Source organism: Croceitalea sp. P059 (assembly GCF_031846365.1).
GTDB classification, from domain to species: Bacteria; Bacteroidota; Bacteroidia; order Flavobacteriales; family Flavobacteriaceae; genus Croceitalea; species Croceitalea vernalis.
This window is the reverse complement of record NZ_JAVRHW010000001.1, coordinates 544,014-562,596: the sequence shown is the minus strand read 5'-3', so window position 1 is coordinate 562,596 and position 18,583 is coordinate 544,014. Positions and strand designations below refer to the sequence as shown.

The following is an 18,583-nucleotide window of genomic DNA, read 5'->3' as shown; positions in this document are numbered from 1 at the left end:
AATGCAAAAGTACAGCTACCTACTACTATTAGCCATAGGCTCACTTTTAAGCAGTTACTCACTAACTGCACAAGAAGAGAGCCCATTCGTGGCCTATGACGTTCCTTCACAGAACCTTGTTAAGTTCAATAGATTTCTATTAAATCCGACTTTTTCAACTGTTCGAGAAGATAAATCATATATTAATCTATTTCACAGAAACCAATCGGTATCTTTTAATGACAATAACCAAACTTATTTTTTAAGTTACAGCGGTCGTATTGGCGATAGAAGTGGAGTGGGCCTAAGTTTATATACTCAGCGCGAAGGTCTAATTGAAAATTTTGGTTTACTAGCTAATTACGCTTACGGTGTAAAGCTAAGCGATAAAAGTAATTTAACTTTTGGAGGTAACTTTTCATACTACAATAGTGGTTTTAATCAGAACAGGGCTAACCCAATTGATGATGATCCATTACTTAATAGTTTAGACAATAGCGCACTTATAACCTTTCAACCAGGTTTCAACATCTCATATGGTGCTTTTGATTTTGGTGTGCTTGCAGATAACCTATTTGACTACAACTTAAAAACCAATGAATCTCTAACAGATTTCGGTGAGAAGACATATACCGGCCATCTTCAATATACCCATCAGTTTAAAAATACATCCGGTGTTCTCGAAAGTGCTCGTTTAATGCCTTTGGCTAGAGTGCGTACAGATCCTTTAAATGACATCACCTTGGGCGGAAGCCTTATCCTTGATGTTCCAAAATTAGGATGGTTACAAGCCGGTTATGATGATTTTTATGGCGCAGCCGCTGGTGTAGGTTTTAATTTAAATAAACGTATCTCTTTAGGTTATACGGTAGAAAAAGGGCTTTCTAACAATTTTGAAAACTTTGGTGTTAATCATGAAATTTCATTAGCGTATTCCTTTACGCCTAATTTAACTGAAGACCGAGTGATGCTAGAAAAGGATAATGATTTGGTTGAAAATGATGAAGAAGATATTCCTTTAGAAGAGCTGTCCTTAACAGACAAAGACCTGAAAATTGCAGAATTGGAAGAAAAACTTGCCGAAAACAACAGTATACTTGACGAGTTATTGTTCAGACAAGATTCCATTGAAAAATCGCGTCAAGGCGATTTAGAAAGAAGGTTTGCAACGGTAATGCGGATGGTAAAAAGAGAAACCAATGGCGAAAACCCAGAGTTGGAAGAAAAAGCCAAAAGAATGTACTTCGCCAATTTAGATAGTATCGATATTGTGAACAATCCAAAAAGGTCTCCTTTAGCCAATAATGGATTGAGCAATACCACGGCTTCAAAAAAAGTTATCAAGCTAAAAGACTATAACGCCCAATCTAACGAGACAAATAAAGCTTCTTGGGCCAGTGCAGGAATAACCAATTCTGAAGCTTCACAAAAGATTAGTGCGCTTAAAGATATGGATACCCCTGCCGAAGCTGCTTCAAAAGCGGCCTATACGGCAAACACTAAAAAAGACAGAATTAACACAAACACAAAAAAGTCTTACGGATTTAAATCATTCGCTATTCCAAGTGTAGAAAGTGGTCACTATCTAATCGCTAATGTTTATAAGGGTAAAAAATACATGCAAAAGTTTATTGATAAACTACATGCTGATGGTGTTGAGGCCGACTATTTTACAAATCCTAAAAACGGATTGAATTATGTATATCTAAAAGACTTTAAAAATAAAGACGAAGCGGTTTCTGCCTATAAAACAGGCCTTAATGGAACCTACTCTGGTGATACTTGGGTCATGAAGGTTAAAGGTGAGTACAGCAATACTGCTTATGCCTCAAATACAACAGATTCCAATAGCTCAGAATATGATGATAATGTTCTACAAAAAAATGTTCAAAAGCAACCGGTTCAACAGAAAGGTGCTGTTAGTTATAAAACATACGATATTGACGGTCTAGGTTCTGGTTACTACATTATTGCTAATGTGTTTGAGCAGCCGTCAAATGCGAATCGTTTTGTAAAACATTTAAATGCTCAAGGCCTAAGTGCGAGCTATTTCATAAATCCAGAAAACAACTATCGGTATGTTTATTTAAAAAAACATCAGGATTGGACTAACGCCCTAGTGTCTTACTATTCCAAACTAAATGACGCATATGAAGACCAAATCTGGATTATGCGCGTAAAACCTAACCAAGCTGCTTAAATGAAATTAGCATCCTTAGTCAAAAGAGCTTATCTACTCTTTTTTCTTATTCTCCTTTTTGTATCATTTGGTGCTCATGCCCAAGAAGTTGTTCCATTCTCTCCTAGATTGGACGGAGATAATATTGAAATAAGAGGTGATATTATTTTTGTTGGAAACAACATTCTCAACAGGGCTTCTGAAGCTAATCCTGCTGAGGCCAATACGCCCTATAATGGAACGGCTAACAATAACTCCTTATGGATGGAGTATATTGATATCGATGCCGATGCTTCAACCTTTAGTTCTAGTAGTGCTGAACTTAATATTACGGACCCCTCTTGTTCAGAGGTTCGTTACGCGGGTCTTTATTGGGCCGGTACCTATCCTAACGAAAGAAGTACAGACGGAGGCGCACAGTTTACTGGAACAACAAGAATTGAAGAGTGGAATGAAATTAAATTCAAAATTCCTGGTGGAACTTATGTGAATTTAATTGCAGACAACGACCCTGACTTACCAGGAGAAGAGGACGATATTATTTTTGATGGTATTGACCCATCATCTGGTGGTTTTTTTAAAGATGCTCCAGTTATATGTTATAAAGAAGTAACTGATTTAATTAGGTCTAATTCAAACCCAAATGGAGAATATACTGCCGCCAACATACGTGCTACAAGAGGAACACGTAACGGCTCTAGTTCTGCGGGTTGGGTTTTAGTTATTATTTATGAAAACCCTAATGAATCAGGTAAATTCATATCTACTTTTGACGGTTATGCTGGTTTATCAGGTGCTGTAGGTAACGTTGATGTAGCTGTTAATGGTTTTAGAACATTGCCCTCTCCTTTTCCTGTTAGGGCTAGAGTTGGTGTCGCCGCATTAGAGGGTGATCGCGGTATTACCAATGATCGGTTTTACATTAGCGCAAACTCCGTTGCAGGCTATACCAATTTGTCTACAACACTAAATCCAGATAACAACTTTTTTAACTCCACGATTACCACTGATGGCGCGGAAGTTCCTACTAGAACTCCATACGGAACCAATACATTAGGAACTGATATTGATTTATTCAATCTCAACAACCCTAATGAAACTGTCTTGCCTAATGATGAATCAGGTGCAGTACTTAGATTTACATCAACAGGTGATGGATATGGACCTTTCTTAACTGCGTTTTCAGTAGAAATCATTGAACCGAATATAGTTCTTGAAAAAAGGGTTGAAGATATTGGAGGAAATGATATTACTGGTTCTGGTGTGAACTTGGGTCAAACGCTCGATTATGTTTTAAGTTTTAGAAACTTAGGAAATGACAATGCCGCCAACTATACCATTAGAGATGTTCTACCCGTCAACACCACTTTTGTTAGCGCAGATTACACTGGTGCTCCTGGCGTGACACATGTTTTTGATGCCGCAACAAACGAAATAACTTTTACTGTTCCTGATGATTTGGTTGAAATGACTGATCCAACTTATACTATTAGACTTCGGGTAAGAGTGGCTGAAAACTGTTTTGACTTTATTGACGCATGCACAGACCTAATAGAAAACTTGGCCTATTCTACGTATCAAGGTGAAATTAATAGCGCAGTAATTACTGATGACCCTAGTGTTTCTGATTTTGATAATTGCGGTTTTGTTACTCCTGGGGCGACTAACTTTTTGCTAGATGATTTAACCGCCTGCAACTATACTAGAACTGTTCAGTTATGTGGTGACAATGTATTGCTTGATGCTGGAGACGGTTTTGATAATTATGTGTGGGTTCTTGATAGCAACAATAATGGTCAAATTGATGCCTCTGACCCCGTTTTAAATGATGGCAACCCCGATAGCGATTTTAGCACACAGCAAGTTGATCAGACGGGTACTTATATCGTAAACAAACAGGTAGCTGACCCTTGCAAAGATTTTAATGAAATAATTATTGTGGAGCTATTTGGCGCAACACAAACTAATCCAATTACCGCGCTAATAAACGACACTTCAAACACAATTGAAGGTGAAATATTAGTCTGCCCTAATGATGGTGACGAATTACCTCAGGTGTTTTTGTGTGGTTTAAATGACACAGAATTATTACAAATAAACATCCCCGATGCTGATAGTATTGTTTGGGAGCAATTAGATGATACTAGTTGTTCTGCGGCGCCCGATGATTGCGCCAATAAAGACAACACATGTTCTTGGAATACAGTCAGTACCGGCGGGGACTTCTTGGCTTCAACACCTGGGGAGTTTCGACTCGTTATCAACTATCAAAATGGCTGTTTTAGCCGATTCTATTTTAATGTGTTTAGAAACAATCTAGATCTTTTACACACAAGTAGAGATATCGTTTGCTCAACTCCTGGAAACATTACGATTACCAATTTAGGTAGTGGCTATGGTTTTCAATTATTTGACGTAACCAATAATGTTATTGATGTTCCTTTTAGCGCAAATAATGGCCCTAGTTTTGATATTACAGATAACGGTGCATACAGAGTTGAGGTTGTACAATTAGACGGATCAAATAACCCTATACCTAACTCCTGTGTTTTTGTTACTGAAGACATTGGTATATTAGAAAGAGACTTTCAAGTTGATATTTTAACTACAGAAGCAAATTGTAATTCTCTAGGGGATATTACTATTCAAGCTTTAAATGTTAGCCCTAATTATGAATATGAATTAAGGCTTGATGATGGTTCGCCTAGTGGAACTTTAATAGACAATGAAACCGCACAGCCCGATAATAATTTCACATTTAACAATGTTAATCCTGGTGATTATATTGTAATTACAAGAACAGATGATGGTTGTGAAGATATTCAAAACATCAGCCTAACCAGAATTCCTGACCCAACCCTCTCTGCTTTAACCACAGCAGATATTGGTTGTTCCGCAGGAGTCATAGAACTTACTCAAGCAGGAGGCCAAGGAAATCCAGATTTTCTTTTTGCTATTTGGAGTAAAGACGGGGTGTTATTACATACCCCTGGTGGTTCTCCTACAGAACAAGAAATTATTGATAATATTGACCCAAATGCCTATCAAGTAGACGCTACTTTTACTTTTGGGTGGAGAGATACCGATGGCGATTTTATTGATGAGTATTTTGCAAATGAAGAAGGTGAATATGTCTTTATCGTATTAGATGCTAACAACTGTTATGCGCTATCAAACCCTGTAACAATAAACGATAATGGGGGCCTTGCTATAGATTTAGTCTCAGAGGTTCAGCCGTCTTGTAATGGTGATGCTGACGGTCAACTTATCATAAGTGTTTCGGGAGGAGTTGAGCCATACCAATATAGTATTGATGGTGGTACTACATATCAACCAACAGATACATTTGTTGGTTTAACCTCTACGACTTATGATATTCGAATACTTGATGATTCTGGTTGTGATATTCAACAATCATATGATCTTGACCAGCCGTTTACATTAAGTGCATCAGCTGGTGTTTCTAGAGATGTTACTTGTGATCCAAGCAACGGTGCAGAAGTTAGAATCACTAATGTTGTTGGAGGATACCCTCCTTATGAATATAGTTTTGATGGCGGTAGTAATTGGGGGTCCTCGTCTATTGCTCAATTATTACCAGGAGACTATACGGTCTTAGTTCGTGACGCGTCTTGTTCGTTTTCAATGGACGTTTCTGTAGAAGGTCTACCTATGCCTCCAAATGTCACGTTAACACCTGAAGTAGACTATAATTGTGATGGCTCAGGGACAATTACAGCCTCTCCAAGTATTGCGGGTTATGATTACAGATATGCATTAGATGGTGTGCTCAACACCCCTGAATCAAACAATGTTTTCACTAATGTGGCGCCAGGCACTTACACAGTAACAACTTACTATCAATCACAAACACCGCCGACACCAAGCTTATTGTTATCTGAAAATTTTGGGGTTGGAGTTGGGTCAATTCCAAGTCCAGATACACAAGGGTATGCCTATGAAGATCAAACGAGTAGCACCGCAAATGGTGGCGATACAAATCTTAATATTAATGATTTCCAATATAGCGTAACCAACGAAATAATTGCGCCTTTTAGCGCATGGATTAGTCCAAATGACCATACAGACCCATCGAGTTCTGTTGGTCGGTATTTAGTTATTAATGTTGGTACACCAAGCCCAGGGCAAATTATCTACACAAAGCCTATTAACGATATTATTCCAAATAGGCCGCTTAGAATTTCATTGTATATTTTCAATTTAGTTGTTTCTACCAGAACTATTCTAGATCCAGACTTAACAATTGAAATAGTTGATGCCTCTGGCGCAGTAGTACAATCAATTAGAACAGGAGATATCGCTAAGAACACTGGCCCTGATGATTGGGTTCTTTTTTCAACAGACTTCAATCCGGGTGCCAACACAAGCTTAGACTTTGTTATTAGAACTGAAAAAATTGGAAATAGCGGTAATGACCTAGCCATCGATGATATTGAAATATTCCAAATTCCTGAGGTTTGTGAATTAAGTGTCACGACACCTGTAACTGTAGAGGCTGGTCGCGTATTTAGCTCAGCAGTTCAAGGTTCTACAGATATTTCATGTAATGGTTTGTCTGATGGCAGCATTACATTTAGTGTTGAAAATTTTGACTCAGTTGCGGGTTTTGAGTATTCAGAGGATGGCGGAACAACTTGGATTACATCAACAACATCTCCGATTACAACCAATGCAGTATTTCCTGCTGGGAGTCAAACCATTCTGATACGAAAAGCTAATGAAATTACTTGTACAACATCTATCACCCAAATACTAACAGAGCCCACAGCTGTAGTAGCTTCAGCTAGTATAACAACAGGTCTTTCTTGTACAGCTGACGCCACAATAACTGCCGAGGCTAATGGTGGTCTGCCTGGATACACCTATCAATTAGAAGATGGTGCAGGTGTTGTTATTGGAGCATATGATTTTGCCACTAACAGCACTAATCGCGTGTTTTCTGGTTTAAGTGATGGCACCTATGTTGTGCGCGTAAGAGACACTAATAATTGTGAAGACAGTATAGATACACCTATCATAATATCTCCTTTGAACCCTGTTGCGTTTACGGTTACTCCAACCACATGTTACTCAGGCGGAAACACTGCTTCAATTCAGGTTGATGTTACAGATGGAAATGGCGGATATCAATTTAGAATTAATTCAGGGCCATGGATTATACCATCTCCTGTAACATCAACAACATATACCTTTAATAATCTTTCGAGTGGCTCATACGACATTGATGTTCGTGATCAGTTAGGTTGTCCAGTAGCTATCGCCACCCAAACAACCACTATTAATTCTCAGCTGCTTGCTAGTGCAACTTTAAGCGCTAACCTTACTTGTTTGAGTGATGCAAGTATTACTATAAATGCATCTGGTGGGTCTGGAACATTTGCCTATGAGTGGTCCAACGATTCAGGAACAACCTACAACACCACCGGCTTTACAGGTAATGTGTTTGCAACAAGTACCGCAGGAAGCTACGAGTTTAGAATTACAGACACCTCTACTCCAGTCGCTTGTACAGTATCCACAAACACCGTTGTTGTATCGCCGGCAGACACTCCTGTAATCAGCAATATCATTCCAACGGATGTTTTATGTTTTGGTGACTCTAACGGAGCTTTAGACATTACTATTGATACCTCTGTAGGCTTAGGGCCTTATGTCATTGAAGTTGTAGATTCTGGAACAACAACAAATTACGGAACACAAACCACAGGGCTTCCTGCTGGTAATTATGATGTGACAGTGACGGATGCAAATGGGTGTGTTTCTAATGTTTTTGCTACAAGCATTAACTCGCCAAACCAAATTAATTACTCAATTAATTTACAGCCTATAACGTGTGATACTTCAACAGGTACAAATCCTGGGTCTATTTCGGTTGAGGGATTGTCCGGTGGGGTTGCAGAATATACCTATTATTTAACAGGAAATAACGGCTATTCCGCTGCTTATAATACAACCTCCGGCGGTGAAGACCATACCTTTGCTATTCTCGATTTTGGAATTTATGAAGTTGATGTTATTGATGCGAATGGTTGTTCAAGGGTTACCACCAATATTATCGCTTCTCCTCCTGACGACTTAGACATTGATGTATCGGCAACAACATTGAATTGCTTAACTGGGGGAACGGCTGCTGTTACTGTTACCACTGCAATTCTTAGTACAAACTATGAGTTTGGTATTTTGGATTCGTTTTCTGCGCCATATGCTTCAACTTTCTTTCCTCCAGATGTAGTTGGTGGTCCGACTCATACATTTACCGGTCTAACTCCTGGTATTACATTCACTTTTGTAGTACATGATATTACCACTAACTGTTACTATTTTGAAGAGGCTTCGGCCCCTATTAATAGTCCGTCAGTTATGACTTCAACTTTAGACGTTGTTAATAATGTTACTTGTACAGGAAATGCCGATGGCAACGTAAGTTTTACAATTGATGGCTTCGACGCCACAACCACACAGGTTGACTATGAAATATTTCTGGCGCAATCAAATACTAGTATTTTGCCTACAGCTATAAGTGGTAGTTTGTCTGTTAACCCTCCAGCAGGACCTGTTTCAGAAACCAATATTGGGCCTTTAAGCCCGGGTATTTATTTCATACAGTTCACAGAGGCTGATGGAGTAAACGCAGGGTGCTCCGTAAGCTCTATCGATTTTACAATTGATGAAGCTTCTCAGCCATTATCTGTTTCTGCAAATAGTACAGTAAACGACAATTGTAATGTTAATGCAGGTTTAATTACTGCCATCGCACAATCAGGGACCGCCCCTTATGAGTATCAGTTTTTATCAAATTTAGCCACGGCACCAACAGCTGCTGATGCTGGTTGGATGACAAATTCAACAGCCAATGTAGAATCGGGTAACTATATTGTTTATGTCAAGGATGCCTACGGATGTGTTCAAAACGACGCCGTTACTGTAGATTTAGATGACGCACCAGATATTGATTTGTCAATAGTTGATGAATGCGCAGATGAAGGAAGCTTTGAGGTTTTAATTACCCTAAATAATCCAGGCGCTGCTATTGCTCCATTTCAAATAAGTGTAAACGGCGCGGCATACCAAAATTTCGTCTTTAATGGAAGCAATCAGTTTACAGTAACAGGACTTTCTTCTGGTACAGGACAAACGATCTCGGTAAGAGATGTCAATGGCTGTCAAGATGATGAAAACTTTAATATAGTTCCTCCAATAGAATTTACAGCGCTTCTCACTACTTTACTTGATTGTGAAATAGCGCCAAATAACAATGCTGAAATCACCATCGATGTTTCTTCCGGTTCAGGCAATTATTCATACGAAATTGATGGGCCAGGCGGCGCTGATCAAAGTATAACCGCAATGTCGGGGAGCACTGAGGTTTGGAACGGAGCTAGTGTAGATGGGGTTTACACCATTACAATTTACGACACAAACACGCTTGCTCCTTTTTGTCAAGCAACCACAACAGTTACTGTTCCTGTTGCTATTACTCCAGCTATCAATGTTGATCATCACTTAGATGTTAGTTGTAATGGGGCAGATGATGGAACCATAAGTATAAGTGCCATTCCAGATAATGGAATAGGGCCTTATATCTTTGAAATCATTTCTGGTCCTGGTGTTAGTGGTGCGGTAACTTTTCCGATAACTCCAAACCCTACAAGTGTTACAAATGCTACTGCAGTTTTTGATAATCTTGAAGGAACCATTGCGGGTATCACTTATACAATCAGAGTAACCGCTGCGAATGGATGTACTGAAGAGATAACTCAAGTAATTAATCAACCAAACATTATTTCTAACGTAAACGCGACTGTAGTAGAATTTGGTTGTACAACTGGAAATAACGCCAACACCGCTTCTATAACAATAGATACCGCTTCCATTACTGGTGGTTCTGGAAATTTTGTGCGTTTTGAATTTATCAATACTGCAACAGCTGCGACCGTTCAAGATGGGGCTAATCCCGTATATATTGAAACCAATTACGATGGTGGTAATTATGACATCTATGCTTATGACGATAATGGTTGTCGAAATGCAGTTGCAGCAAATGTTAGTATTGCTCCGTTCGTTGAAATAACAGACCCAACCGTAGCTGATTTGGTTCCGCTTACCTGTAACCCTGGAAGCGACGCACAAATTCAAGTTGGTGTTGCCATAAGCCCTGTCACGGCTACACCAACCATAGAATTTGAGATAAATGGTATTAATCTAGTTTATACAAGTACAAACAATACTGGTTTGTTCTCTGGATTAGGAGCTGGGGATTATAGCATTAGAATTACGAATTTAGACGCTAGTCCAAATTGTATAATTGAAACTGTTCACACCATTGAAGAGCCTCTTGAAATGGATGTGTTGGCAACAACATTTACAGATGAAGAATGCCTGAATAATGGGGTGGATGATGGTAGTTTTAATTTTGTGGTTTCTGATTATGCGGGAACGTTTGACTACCAAGTTTACAACTCTAACAACAACACAGTTGTCTTACAATCAGGCTCAGGGGATACTGCTATTGCGCAAGCTCCAATAACCGGCCTGCCCGGGGGAACATATTACGTGATTGTCACACAAACAACAGCTCCTTTTTGTGTTGAAACCTCTAATGTAATTACAATTATAGCTCCAGAAGCCCCTATATCTGCCCTAGTTGCAGAAGAGGCTGGTGTTAGCTGTACGAATGACCAGGGGCGTATTTTAGTTGAAGTGTCTGGTGGCGAGGGTCCTTTTACCATTGCTTTAAACAACACGACAACCTCACAGTCTTATTCGCAAAACAATGTTACTGATTTTGCCTTTACGGGTCTTTCTGCTGGTGATTTTATTGTTACGATTACTGACGCTTTAGGTTGTGTACACACGGATACTATTACCTTAATACGGCCTGATGCGATTGCAGCAACGATTGCGGCAAGCACATTGGTTTGCTTCGGAGATGACGCCGCGTCAGTTACTGCTACGCTTGCAGCAAGAAACATAACTCCGATTTACGAATATCAATTAAATACTTACACTGACATTTTAGGAAGTGTTGCGCCGCAAGTTTCAACAAGACAAGGCGCAAGTACATTTGACAATTTAGTTGCTGGCTTTTATAGTATTACTGTAACCGATGATGTTGGTTGTTCTGCTGAAACCGGAATAATTGAAATCGTTAACCCAACAGAGGTTTCTTCTCAATTAATTCGCTTAAGTCCTTTAACATGCCTAAATCAAGCGGTATTAGAATTAAGTGCTTTTGGTGGTACTGCTCCTTATCGTTATAGTGTAGATGGTATTAATTTCTTTCCGATGAATGAAACCAATGCCCCAAACACTCACTTGTTTAGCAATATCAGTGCCGGAACCTACAGTTACTTTGTTCAAGATGCTTTTAATTGTTCTTCTGTTGTTTCTAATGAAATAACCGAAGATATTATTGAACCACTTACTTTAACTGTTGATGCTTCTGCCGCTGTTATTAATTGCACCGGTGAAAATACTGCAGTAATTTTTGCAGATGCAGATGGGGGTCTAGGTAACTATCAATATGAGCTTTACACAGATGTATCGTTAAGTGTTGCTTCGAGAATTGCAGGGCCTCAGAATCAAGGAGAATTTAGAGACCTTTTCGCAGGCACTTATTATGTTAGCGTCACTAGTAACGATTGTGTGGTAGCTCCAGAAGAGGTGATTATTGCAGAGCCAACGCCTCTAACTTTTACAGAAGATATCGTTAATGTGAGTTGTTCGGGAGAAGAAAACGGAAGCATTACAGTAGCGCTTTCTGGCGGGTCTGGTGGTTATCAATACGCGATTTCCCCAAACTTGGATCAGTTTGATGAAACAAACACTTTTGTTGATTTAGCGCCTGGAGATTACACCATAATTGCACAAGACCAAAATGGTTGTTTTGAGCTTTTAAACTATACAATTACAGAGCCAAACCCTATTTTGGTAGCAACAACAACTGTCTTGCCTGAAATTTGCCAAGGTGATGAAGACGGTTCTTTTGAAATTGATATAACTGGCGGAACAGCGCCATATCGAACAAGCTTAAATTCTAGCAACGACGCCGATTTTGTTCAGGACCAAATTTCTTTTAGCAATTTAGCCGCGGGTAGTTATGTCGTGTTTATTAAAGATGCTCAGGACTGCGAGGAGAACATTATTGTAGAAATTGAACAAGGTGTTAATTTAAATGCGGTGGTGACACCTGTTTATGAATGCAACGGTGATGTGCCAGAAAATCGCATTGTGGTTGCTTTTGAAGATGATACTATTATGAGTGATGTGCTTTATAGTATGGATTCGACAGACCCGTCTACGATGCAACTTTCGCCAGATTTTACGAACATGTCACCCGGTATGCACACGCTAAGTATTGCACATGCTAATGGGTGTGTGAATATGGTTGATTTTGAAATTATCGGTTTCGCGCCTCTAAGTTTGACTTTAGAACAAAACAGTATTAATGAAATTACTGCAATTGCCTCTGGAGGCTTAGAAGATTACACTTTCTACTTTGGAGACATAGACAACGGAGCTGATAACACATTCATAATAAACAGAACTGATACCTACATGGTTACGTTGATTGATCAAAACGGATGTGAAGTAGCTGCTGAAATATTTATAGAGTTCATAGACATTGAAATACCTGATTTCTTTACTCCTGATGGAGATGATTGGAATGACACTTGGGGGCCTGAAAACTTAGAAGCCTTTCCGAATGTACTAACTATCATCTTTGATCGTTATGGTAGAGAACTCTATAGAATGGAAATTAATGATCCGGCGTGGAACGGCCTGTATCATAACAAAAACCTGCCAACAGGAGACTATTGGTATGTTATTAAATTAAGAGGAGCAAATGACGACCGAGAATTTGTAGGTCATTTTACCCTTTATCGTTGATAAAAATTAACCTGTAGAGTCATGAAAAAGACCCCAATCTTATTCCTTTTGTTTCTTTTTGCTTTGGTGGTGAGAGGACAAGAGCTTACCATACCCCAACTATCACAGTACATTGCTGACAATCCTTTTTTGATGTCACCAACCTATGCTGGTATTGGCGACCACATTAAGGTTCGTTTAAACGGTCTTACCCAATGGGTAGGCATTGAAGACGCTCCAGACACCCAAACTTTAGCCGCAGATGCTCGTATTGGCAACCGCTCTGGTATTGGTATGGTTTTATTTAATGATAGTAATGGGAATACCCGACAAAGAGGAGCTAGGGTTTCTTTTGCTCACCATTTAACTCTGGATCGTTATGACGACGAATTCTTGTCTTTTGGGCTCTCATATAATTTTAATCAATTTAGAATTGACACAGAAAACTTTGTGCCAAGCAACGGGCAAATAATTACTGACGATCGAGCAACGACCAACCATAACTTTGACATGGGTATTCTTTATCGAAAAGACAAGTACTATATAAGTTTAAACGCTTCTAATATTTTACCTAAAAACAGTTTGGTTGACTTCAATCCAATTAATGAGCCAAATACATTAAGAAATTATTACTTGTATACCGGTTATAGTTTTATGAAAAACAAAAACAGTAAGCTAGAATTTGAGCCTTCTGTTTTCTTCCAATGGTTTGAAAGTGATGGTCGCTCAGTTACCGATTTAAATGCTAAATTTCGTTTTCACAACTTTGAAGATTACTATTATTTAGGGCTGACATATCGTTTTTTAAACGATCAATTAGGAGAGCCTTTATATATAGCGCCTATTGCCGGGCTTAAAAAAAATAATTTCTATTTTGGTTATTCATATCAAATAATTACAAATGAAATATTAGGCTACAGCCAAGGCACACATGTACTAACTGTTGGTATGGATTTATTTCAAGGTATTAGTAATTGCCGTTGTACATACTAAGTTTAATTTCTTTGCTTTAATTTTGCTTTTTATTAAACCATAAATGGGTAAAATTAAACTAAACAACATTCGTGTTCATGCACAACACGGGTGTCTGAAAGAAGAAAGTATTATTGGCAGCGATTATAGGGTAGACCTAGAGGTGGCAGCAGATCTTTCAAAACCTTCACAAAGTGATCAACTCAAAGAAACAGTTGATTATGTTCATTTAAATAATATTGTAAAAGAAGAAATGCGTGTAAAATCTAAGCTTTTAGAGCATGTTGCTAAAAGAATTTTAGATCGTATTTTTTTAGAAATCCCTCGAGTTGAAAATGCTGAGATTTCTGTTTCTAAAATAAACCCTCCAATTGGTGGTGATGTAGAAAGTGTTGCTGTTGTCCTTTCTAAACCAAAACCTTGATTTCTTATTTTGGAAACCAAAAATTAGTGTGGTACATTTGCACCACTAAAAAGGCATCGTGGCCGAGTGGCTAGGCACAGCTCTGCAAAAGCTTGTACAGCGGTTCGAATCCGCTCGATGCCTCAAAAAAACCCGGTAAGTTTACCGGGTTTTTTGTTCATTAATTCTTTCAATACCGTCTTTGATATTAAACTTGTCTTTTGGTAAAAAACCCTTGGTAATTAAAACAATTCCGCAAACTATCAATACCAAGCCTAATCCTTTTTTTATTAATATTATTCGTTCGGCTGTTAGTTTTGTACGTAGTTGCTTTGCTAATAATATTTTAAAAATGTCTGTTATAAAATATGTGGCTAGCATAGCGCCAAAAAAGACCAGTATCCTGCTTGGTTGATTTTCTAAACTAGGACCTACTATTATTAAAATACCAAGCCAAAATACCAAAACCCCAATATTGATAAAATTCAATAAAAACCCCTTTATCATTAAGCCTATGTATGAGCCTTTTTTAGCTTTAACTTTTTCTTTCTTTCCTTCTTTTTTTACGAAAATAACTATCCCATAAACAAGAATAATCATGCCTCCAAAAACATATAAACCTGGTTGATTGCTTAAGTTTTCTAATAATTGAAAACTACTAAAATATGCTATTACCAAAAAAAGAATATCTGCGATAATAACTCCTATGTTTAAAAAAAGACCTGCTCTAAAACCCTTAGTAGCACTGGTTTCTAATAAAACAAAAAAAACAGGGCCAATCATAAAGCTCAATAAAAAGCCTAAGGGTATTGCTGCCTGTATATCTTCTATCATTTTTTATTCTACTCGTTCTATTTTTCCTCCAAAAACAGTTTTCTCATCCATTTTTTCTGGGTCGCCAAATACCTTAACAGTACCGCCAGCCTTTACATCAGCTTTTACATACTTTGTGGCATAAAGTTCAGCATTTCCACCTGCATTTACCGAAATAGTAGTGAACTTACTTTTAAAATCACTTCCATAAAAAGAACCTCCAGTATTAATAACAATATCTTGGTTATCTGTAAAACCGGCGGTATATATTTTCCCTCCTGTAACTGCTTTAGCTAATAATTGTTCTGTCTGACAATTTAACTCTAATTCACCACCTTCTTGGGCTCTAAGTTCCAAAACCGTTTGAATAAAAGTGTCTTTTGAACTTATTCTTGCGTCTTCATTTACATCAATTATAGTTAATGTTTCTGTATAATATAAATCTATAAAAGTGCGGTAACCACTAAATATTTTATCAAGCTGCATGCGTATTTTCAGCTTTCCTTTGTTGTTTACAATAACTACCTTTTGGGTGTTAGCTCCAGTAATAATTGCCTTATTTTCAGTTGATGGAATTAAATTTACAGCAATACCATCAAAGGCCTTAAGTTCGGTAAAATTTTGAAGTTCTTGTGTGATTTTTTCTTCTTGTCCGGAGGTAATTTGAAACAAGAAAAATAACGATAAGACTAAAAATTGCTTTTTCATTATTTATAGTTTTTGATTGATGTTCTATAACATAAAACAAATTTTATTCCAAAAAAGTATTATTCATGTTTACCAATCAACGAAAAATCTAGATGCCTTTTAATTAAGTCCGTATTCTTGACCATTACTACTACTTCATCACCTAATTGGTAAACGACATTAAATCGGTCTCCAATAATAGCATATTGTTTTTCGTCAAAGGTGTAATAATCATCTTTTATATCACGAATACGAACCATACCTTCGCACTTGTTTTCAATAATTTCAACATAAATACCCCATTCAGTTACTCCTGAAATAACTCCAACAAACTCTTTATCGCTATGGTCTTGCATAAACTTAATTTGCATGTACTTAATAGAATCTCGCTCAGCACTAGAAGCTAGTATTTCCATACTTGAAGAATGTCTACATTTTTCTTCATAAACCTCTTCTTTTGCAGAAGTTCCACCATTTAAATAATGTTGTAATAAACGATGTACCATTACATCAGGGTACCTTCTTATTGGTGAGGTAAAATGACTATAATAGTCAAAAGCTAAACCATAATGACCAATATTATCAGTAGTATAAACAGCTTTACTCATACTTCGTATCGTTAAAGTATCAACCAAGTTTTGTTCTTTTTTACCTTTTACATCACTTAATAATTTATTTAAAGAACTACTTATGCTGGTCTTATCTTTTAAATTAACAGTATGCCCAAATCTAGATATTACACCATTTAAAGCTATTAATTTATCTTCATCTGGTTCATCATGAATTCTATAAATAAAAGTTTTTTTAGGGGTTTGTTTACCAATAAATTCAGCAACCTTTCTGTTTGCTAAAAGCATAAACTCTTCAATAAGTTTATTAGCATCTTTTGACTCTTTAAAATAGACCCCATCAGGCTCATTTTTATCATTTAAATTAAAACGTACTTCAATTTTATCAAAAGAAATTGCTCCTGCACTCATGCGTTTTTTACGCATAATTTTTGCAAGTTTATCAAAAATTAAAGTAGCTTCAACTACTTCATTAGTAACAGTATAGGTGTTACTTCTAATAGAAATTTCTTTAGGTATACTACCTTGTTTGGTTTCAATAATATGCTGTGCCTCTTCATAGGCAAAACGTTCATTTGAATTTATAACTGTTCTTCCAAACCATTGATTTTGAATTATAGCATTTGCATTTAATTCAAAAATTGCAGAGAAGGTATATTTTTCTTCATTAGGGCGTAGAGAACACGCATTATTTGAAAGCACTTCAGGCAACATTGGTACCACACGATCTACCAAATAAACAGATGTTGCTCTATTATAAGCTTCTTCTTCTAAAATAGAATCGGGTAACACATAATGTGAAACATCAGCAATATGTACTCCTATTTCATAATTACCATTGTCTAAAATTTGAAAAGAAAGAGCATCATCAAAATCTTTAGCATCCTTCGGATCTATAGTAAAAGTGAGTACATCCCGCATATCTCTTCTTTTTGCTATTTCTTCAGGTTTAATAGCAGTATCAAGTGTATTAGCATACTGCTCAACCTCATACGGAAACTCATGCGGCAAGCCATATTCTGCAAGAATAGAATGTATTTCAGTTTGGTGTTCTCCAGGTTTACCTAAAACTTCAACAACTCTACCAAAAGGAGATTCTCTATCACTAGGCCATTCACCAATTTCGACAAGAACTTTATCACCATCTTCCGCTTTTTTTGTTTTCTCAATAGGTACAAAAATGTCAGTATACATTCTTGAATCGGTAGGTCTTACAAAAGCAAATGTTTTTTGCTTATCTAAAATACCTACAAAAGTCGTTTTCTTACGCTCTACAACCTGAATTACTTCTCCTTCTTGGCGTTTTTTACCTTTGCTTTCTTTTAATTTTATCTTCACAATATCACCATGAAAAGCCTTGTTTATTCTATGACCTGGTACAAATACATCTTCATCAAAATCATCAACAATGATATAAGCATTACCATTTGAGGTTAAATCTACTCTACCAGAAACTGTTTGAAACTGAGAAGGTTTCATTTGATACTTGCCTCTTTCTACTTCTTGAATACGGTCCTTTTGTTTAAGCTGCCCTAAACGTTTGATTAAATCGTTACGCATTTGAGTCTCTGTAATACCTAGTTGCGCAGCTATTTGCTTGTAATTAAATGCTTTTGAAGGTTCTTTCTCTAATACTTTAAAAATGCCTTTAGTAATTTCGTTTTTTTGTTGACTTCGTGTTCGCTTCTTCTTTTTAGACATTAAGTGGTAGTATTTTATTGAAAAGTACAAATTATAATCTGTGTACTTGAACTATTATTTTTAAGCTTAAAGAATATCAACATTTATTAACATTACAATAAATATTATTTTTCTTTTTTAAATTTTAAAATAAAAATGGTGATGATAATAGTCTGTTGAAATGTGTAATAAAATTATCACTAAATCTTTGCTCTGAACATAAAAAAGAATTTATTGACAACTTATACCATTTTAAAAAACTTAGAAATCAATGTTTTATGTTATTTATTGACAGTTATTAATAAGTATTATAAACATGAATATATTAATAACTAAAGGTTAGTTTAATGTTAACTACCTGTAATTATTATTTAATATGTTTAAACTAACTTTTTATTAATTGAAGCTACC

7 protein-coding genes and 1 tRNA gene are annotated in these 18,583 nt (G+C 37.0%); 5 read left to right on the top strand and 3 right to left on the bottom strand.

The features are described 5' to 3' along the window. Position 1: 1 nt before the first annotated feature. The 5 genes from RM542_RS02435 to RM542_RS02415 all read left to right on the top strand — a co-directional run bounded on the left by RM542_RS02435 (position 2) and on the right by RM542_RS02415 (position 14,567). Entirely contained in the window at positions 2 to 2,179 is a 2,178-nt protein-coding gene (locus RM542_RS02435) for a PorP/SprF family type IX secretion system membrane protein (protein WP_311384119.1), read from the top strand. After that, complete coding sequence (locus RM542_RS02430) at positions 2,180 to 13,069, top strand: T9SS type B sorting domain-containing protein (RefSeq protein ID WP_311384118.1); 10,890 nt, start codon at positions 2,180 to 2,182, stop codon at positions 13,067 to 13,069. Between the two features lie 21 nt (positions 13,070 to 13,090). Next, positions 13,091 to 14,041 carry a type IX secretion system membrane protein PorP/SprF gene (locus RM542_RS02425; RefSeq protein WP_311384117.1) on the top strand — a complete coding sequence of 317 codons (951 nt, stop codon included), beginning with the start codon at positions 13,091 to 13,093 and terminating at the stop codon, positions 14,039 to 14,041. 43 nt (positions 14,042 to 14,084) lie between these two features. After that, entirely contained in the window at positions 14,085 to 14,444 is a 360-nt protein-coding gene (gene folB / locus RM542_RS02420) for a dihydroneopterin aldolase (RefSeq protein WP_311384116.1), read from the top strand. A 52-nt stretch (positions 14,445 to 14,496) separates the two neighbouring features. Next, positions 14,497 to 14,567, top strand: a tRNA-Cys gene (locus RM542_RS02415). An 18-nt stretch (positions 14,568 to 14,585) separates the two neighbouring features. Here the strand turns inward: RM542_RS02415 and RM542_RS02410 are convergent. From RM542_RS02410 to rnr, 3 genes are read right to left on the bottom strand one after another with little or no spacing between them, the layout of a single operon-like run. Then, positions 14,586 to 15,257 (bottom strand): LysE family transporter, encoded by a 672-nt coding sequence (locus RM542_RS02410; protein WP_311384115.1) that lies wholly within the window; start codon positions 15,255 to 15,257, stop codon positions 14,586 to 14,588. A gap of 3 nt (positions 15,258 to 15,260) precedes the next feature. Further along, positions 15,261 to 15,944 carry a head GIN domain-containing protein gene (locus tag RM542_RS02405; protein ID WP_311384114.1) on the bottom strand — a complete coding sequence of 228 codons (684 nt, stop codon included), beginning with the start codon at positions 15,942 to 15,944 and terminating at the stop codon, positions 15,261 to 15,263. Between the two features lie 59 nt (positions 15,945 to 16,003). Beyond that, complete coding sequence (gene rnr / locus RM542_RS02400; RefSeq protein ID WP_311384113.1) at positions 16,004 to 18,193, bottom strand: ribonuclease R; 2,190 nt, start codon at positions 18,191 to 18,193, stop codon at positions 16,004 to 16,006. Between the last annotated feature and the right edge of the window lie 390 nt (positions 18,194 to 18,583).

Bases quoted from the DNA above. Each gene is read 5' to 3' on its own strand.
- RM542_RS02435 (WP_311384119.1), top strand. From the start codon at position 2: ATGCAAAAGTACAGCTACCTACTACTATTAGCCATAGGCTCACTTTTA.
- RM542_RS02430 (WP_311384118.1), top strand. From the start codon at position 2,180: ATGAAATTAGCATCCTTAGTCAAAAGAGCTTATCTACTCTTTTTTCTT.
- RM542_RS02425 (WP_311384117.1), top strand. From the start codon at position 13,091: ATGAAAAAGACCCCAATCTTATTCCTTTTGTTTCTTTTTGCTTTGGTG.
- folB (WP_311384116.1), top strand. From the start codon at position 14,085: ATGGGTAAAATTAAACTAAACAACATTCGTGTTCATGCACAACACGGG.
- RM542_RS02410 (WP_311384115.1), bottom strand. From the start codon at position 15,257: ATGATAGAAGATATACAGGCAGCAATACCCTTAGGCTTTTTATTGAGC.
- RM542_RS02405 (WP_311384114.1), bottom strand. From the start codon at position 15,944: ATGAAAAAGCAATTTTTAGTCTTATCGTTATTTTTCTTGTTTCAAATT.
- rnr (WP_311384113.1), bottom strand. From the start codon at position 18,193: ATGTCTAAAAAGAAGAAGCGAACACGAAGTCAACAAAAAAACGAAATT.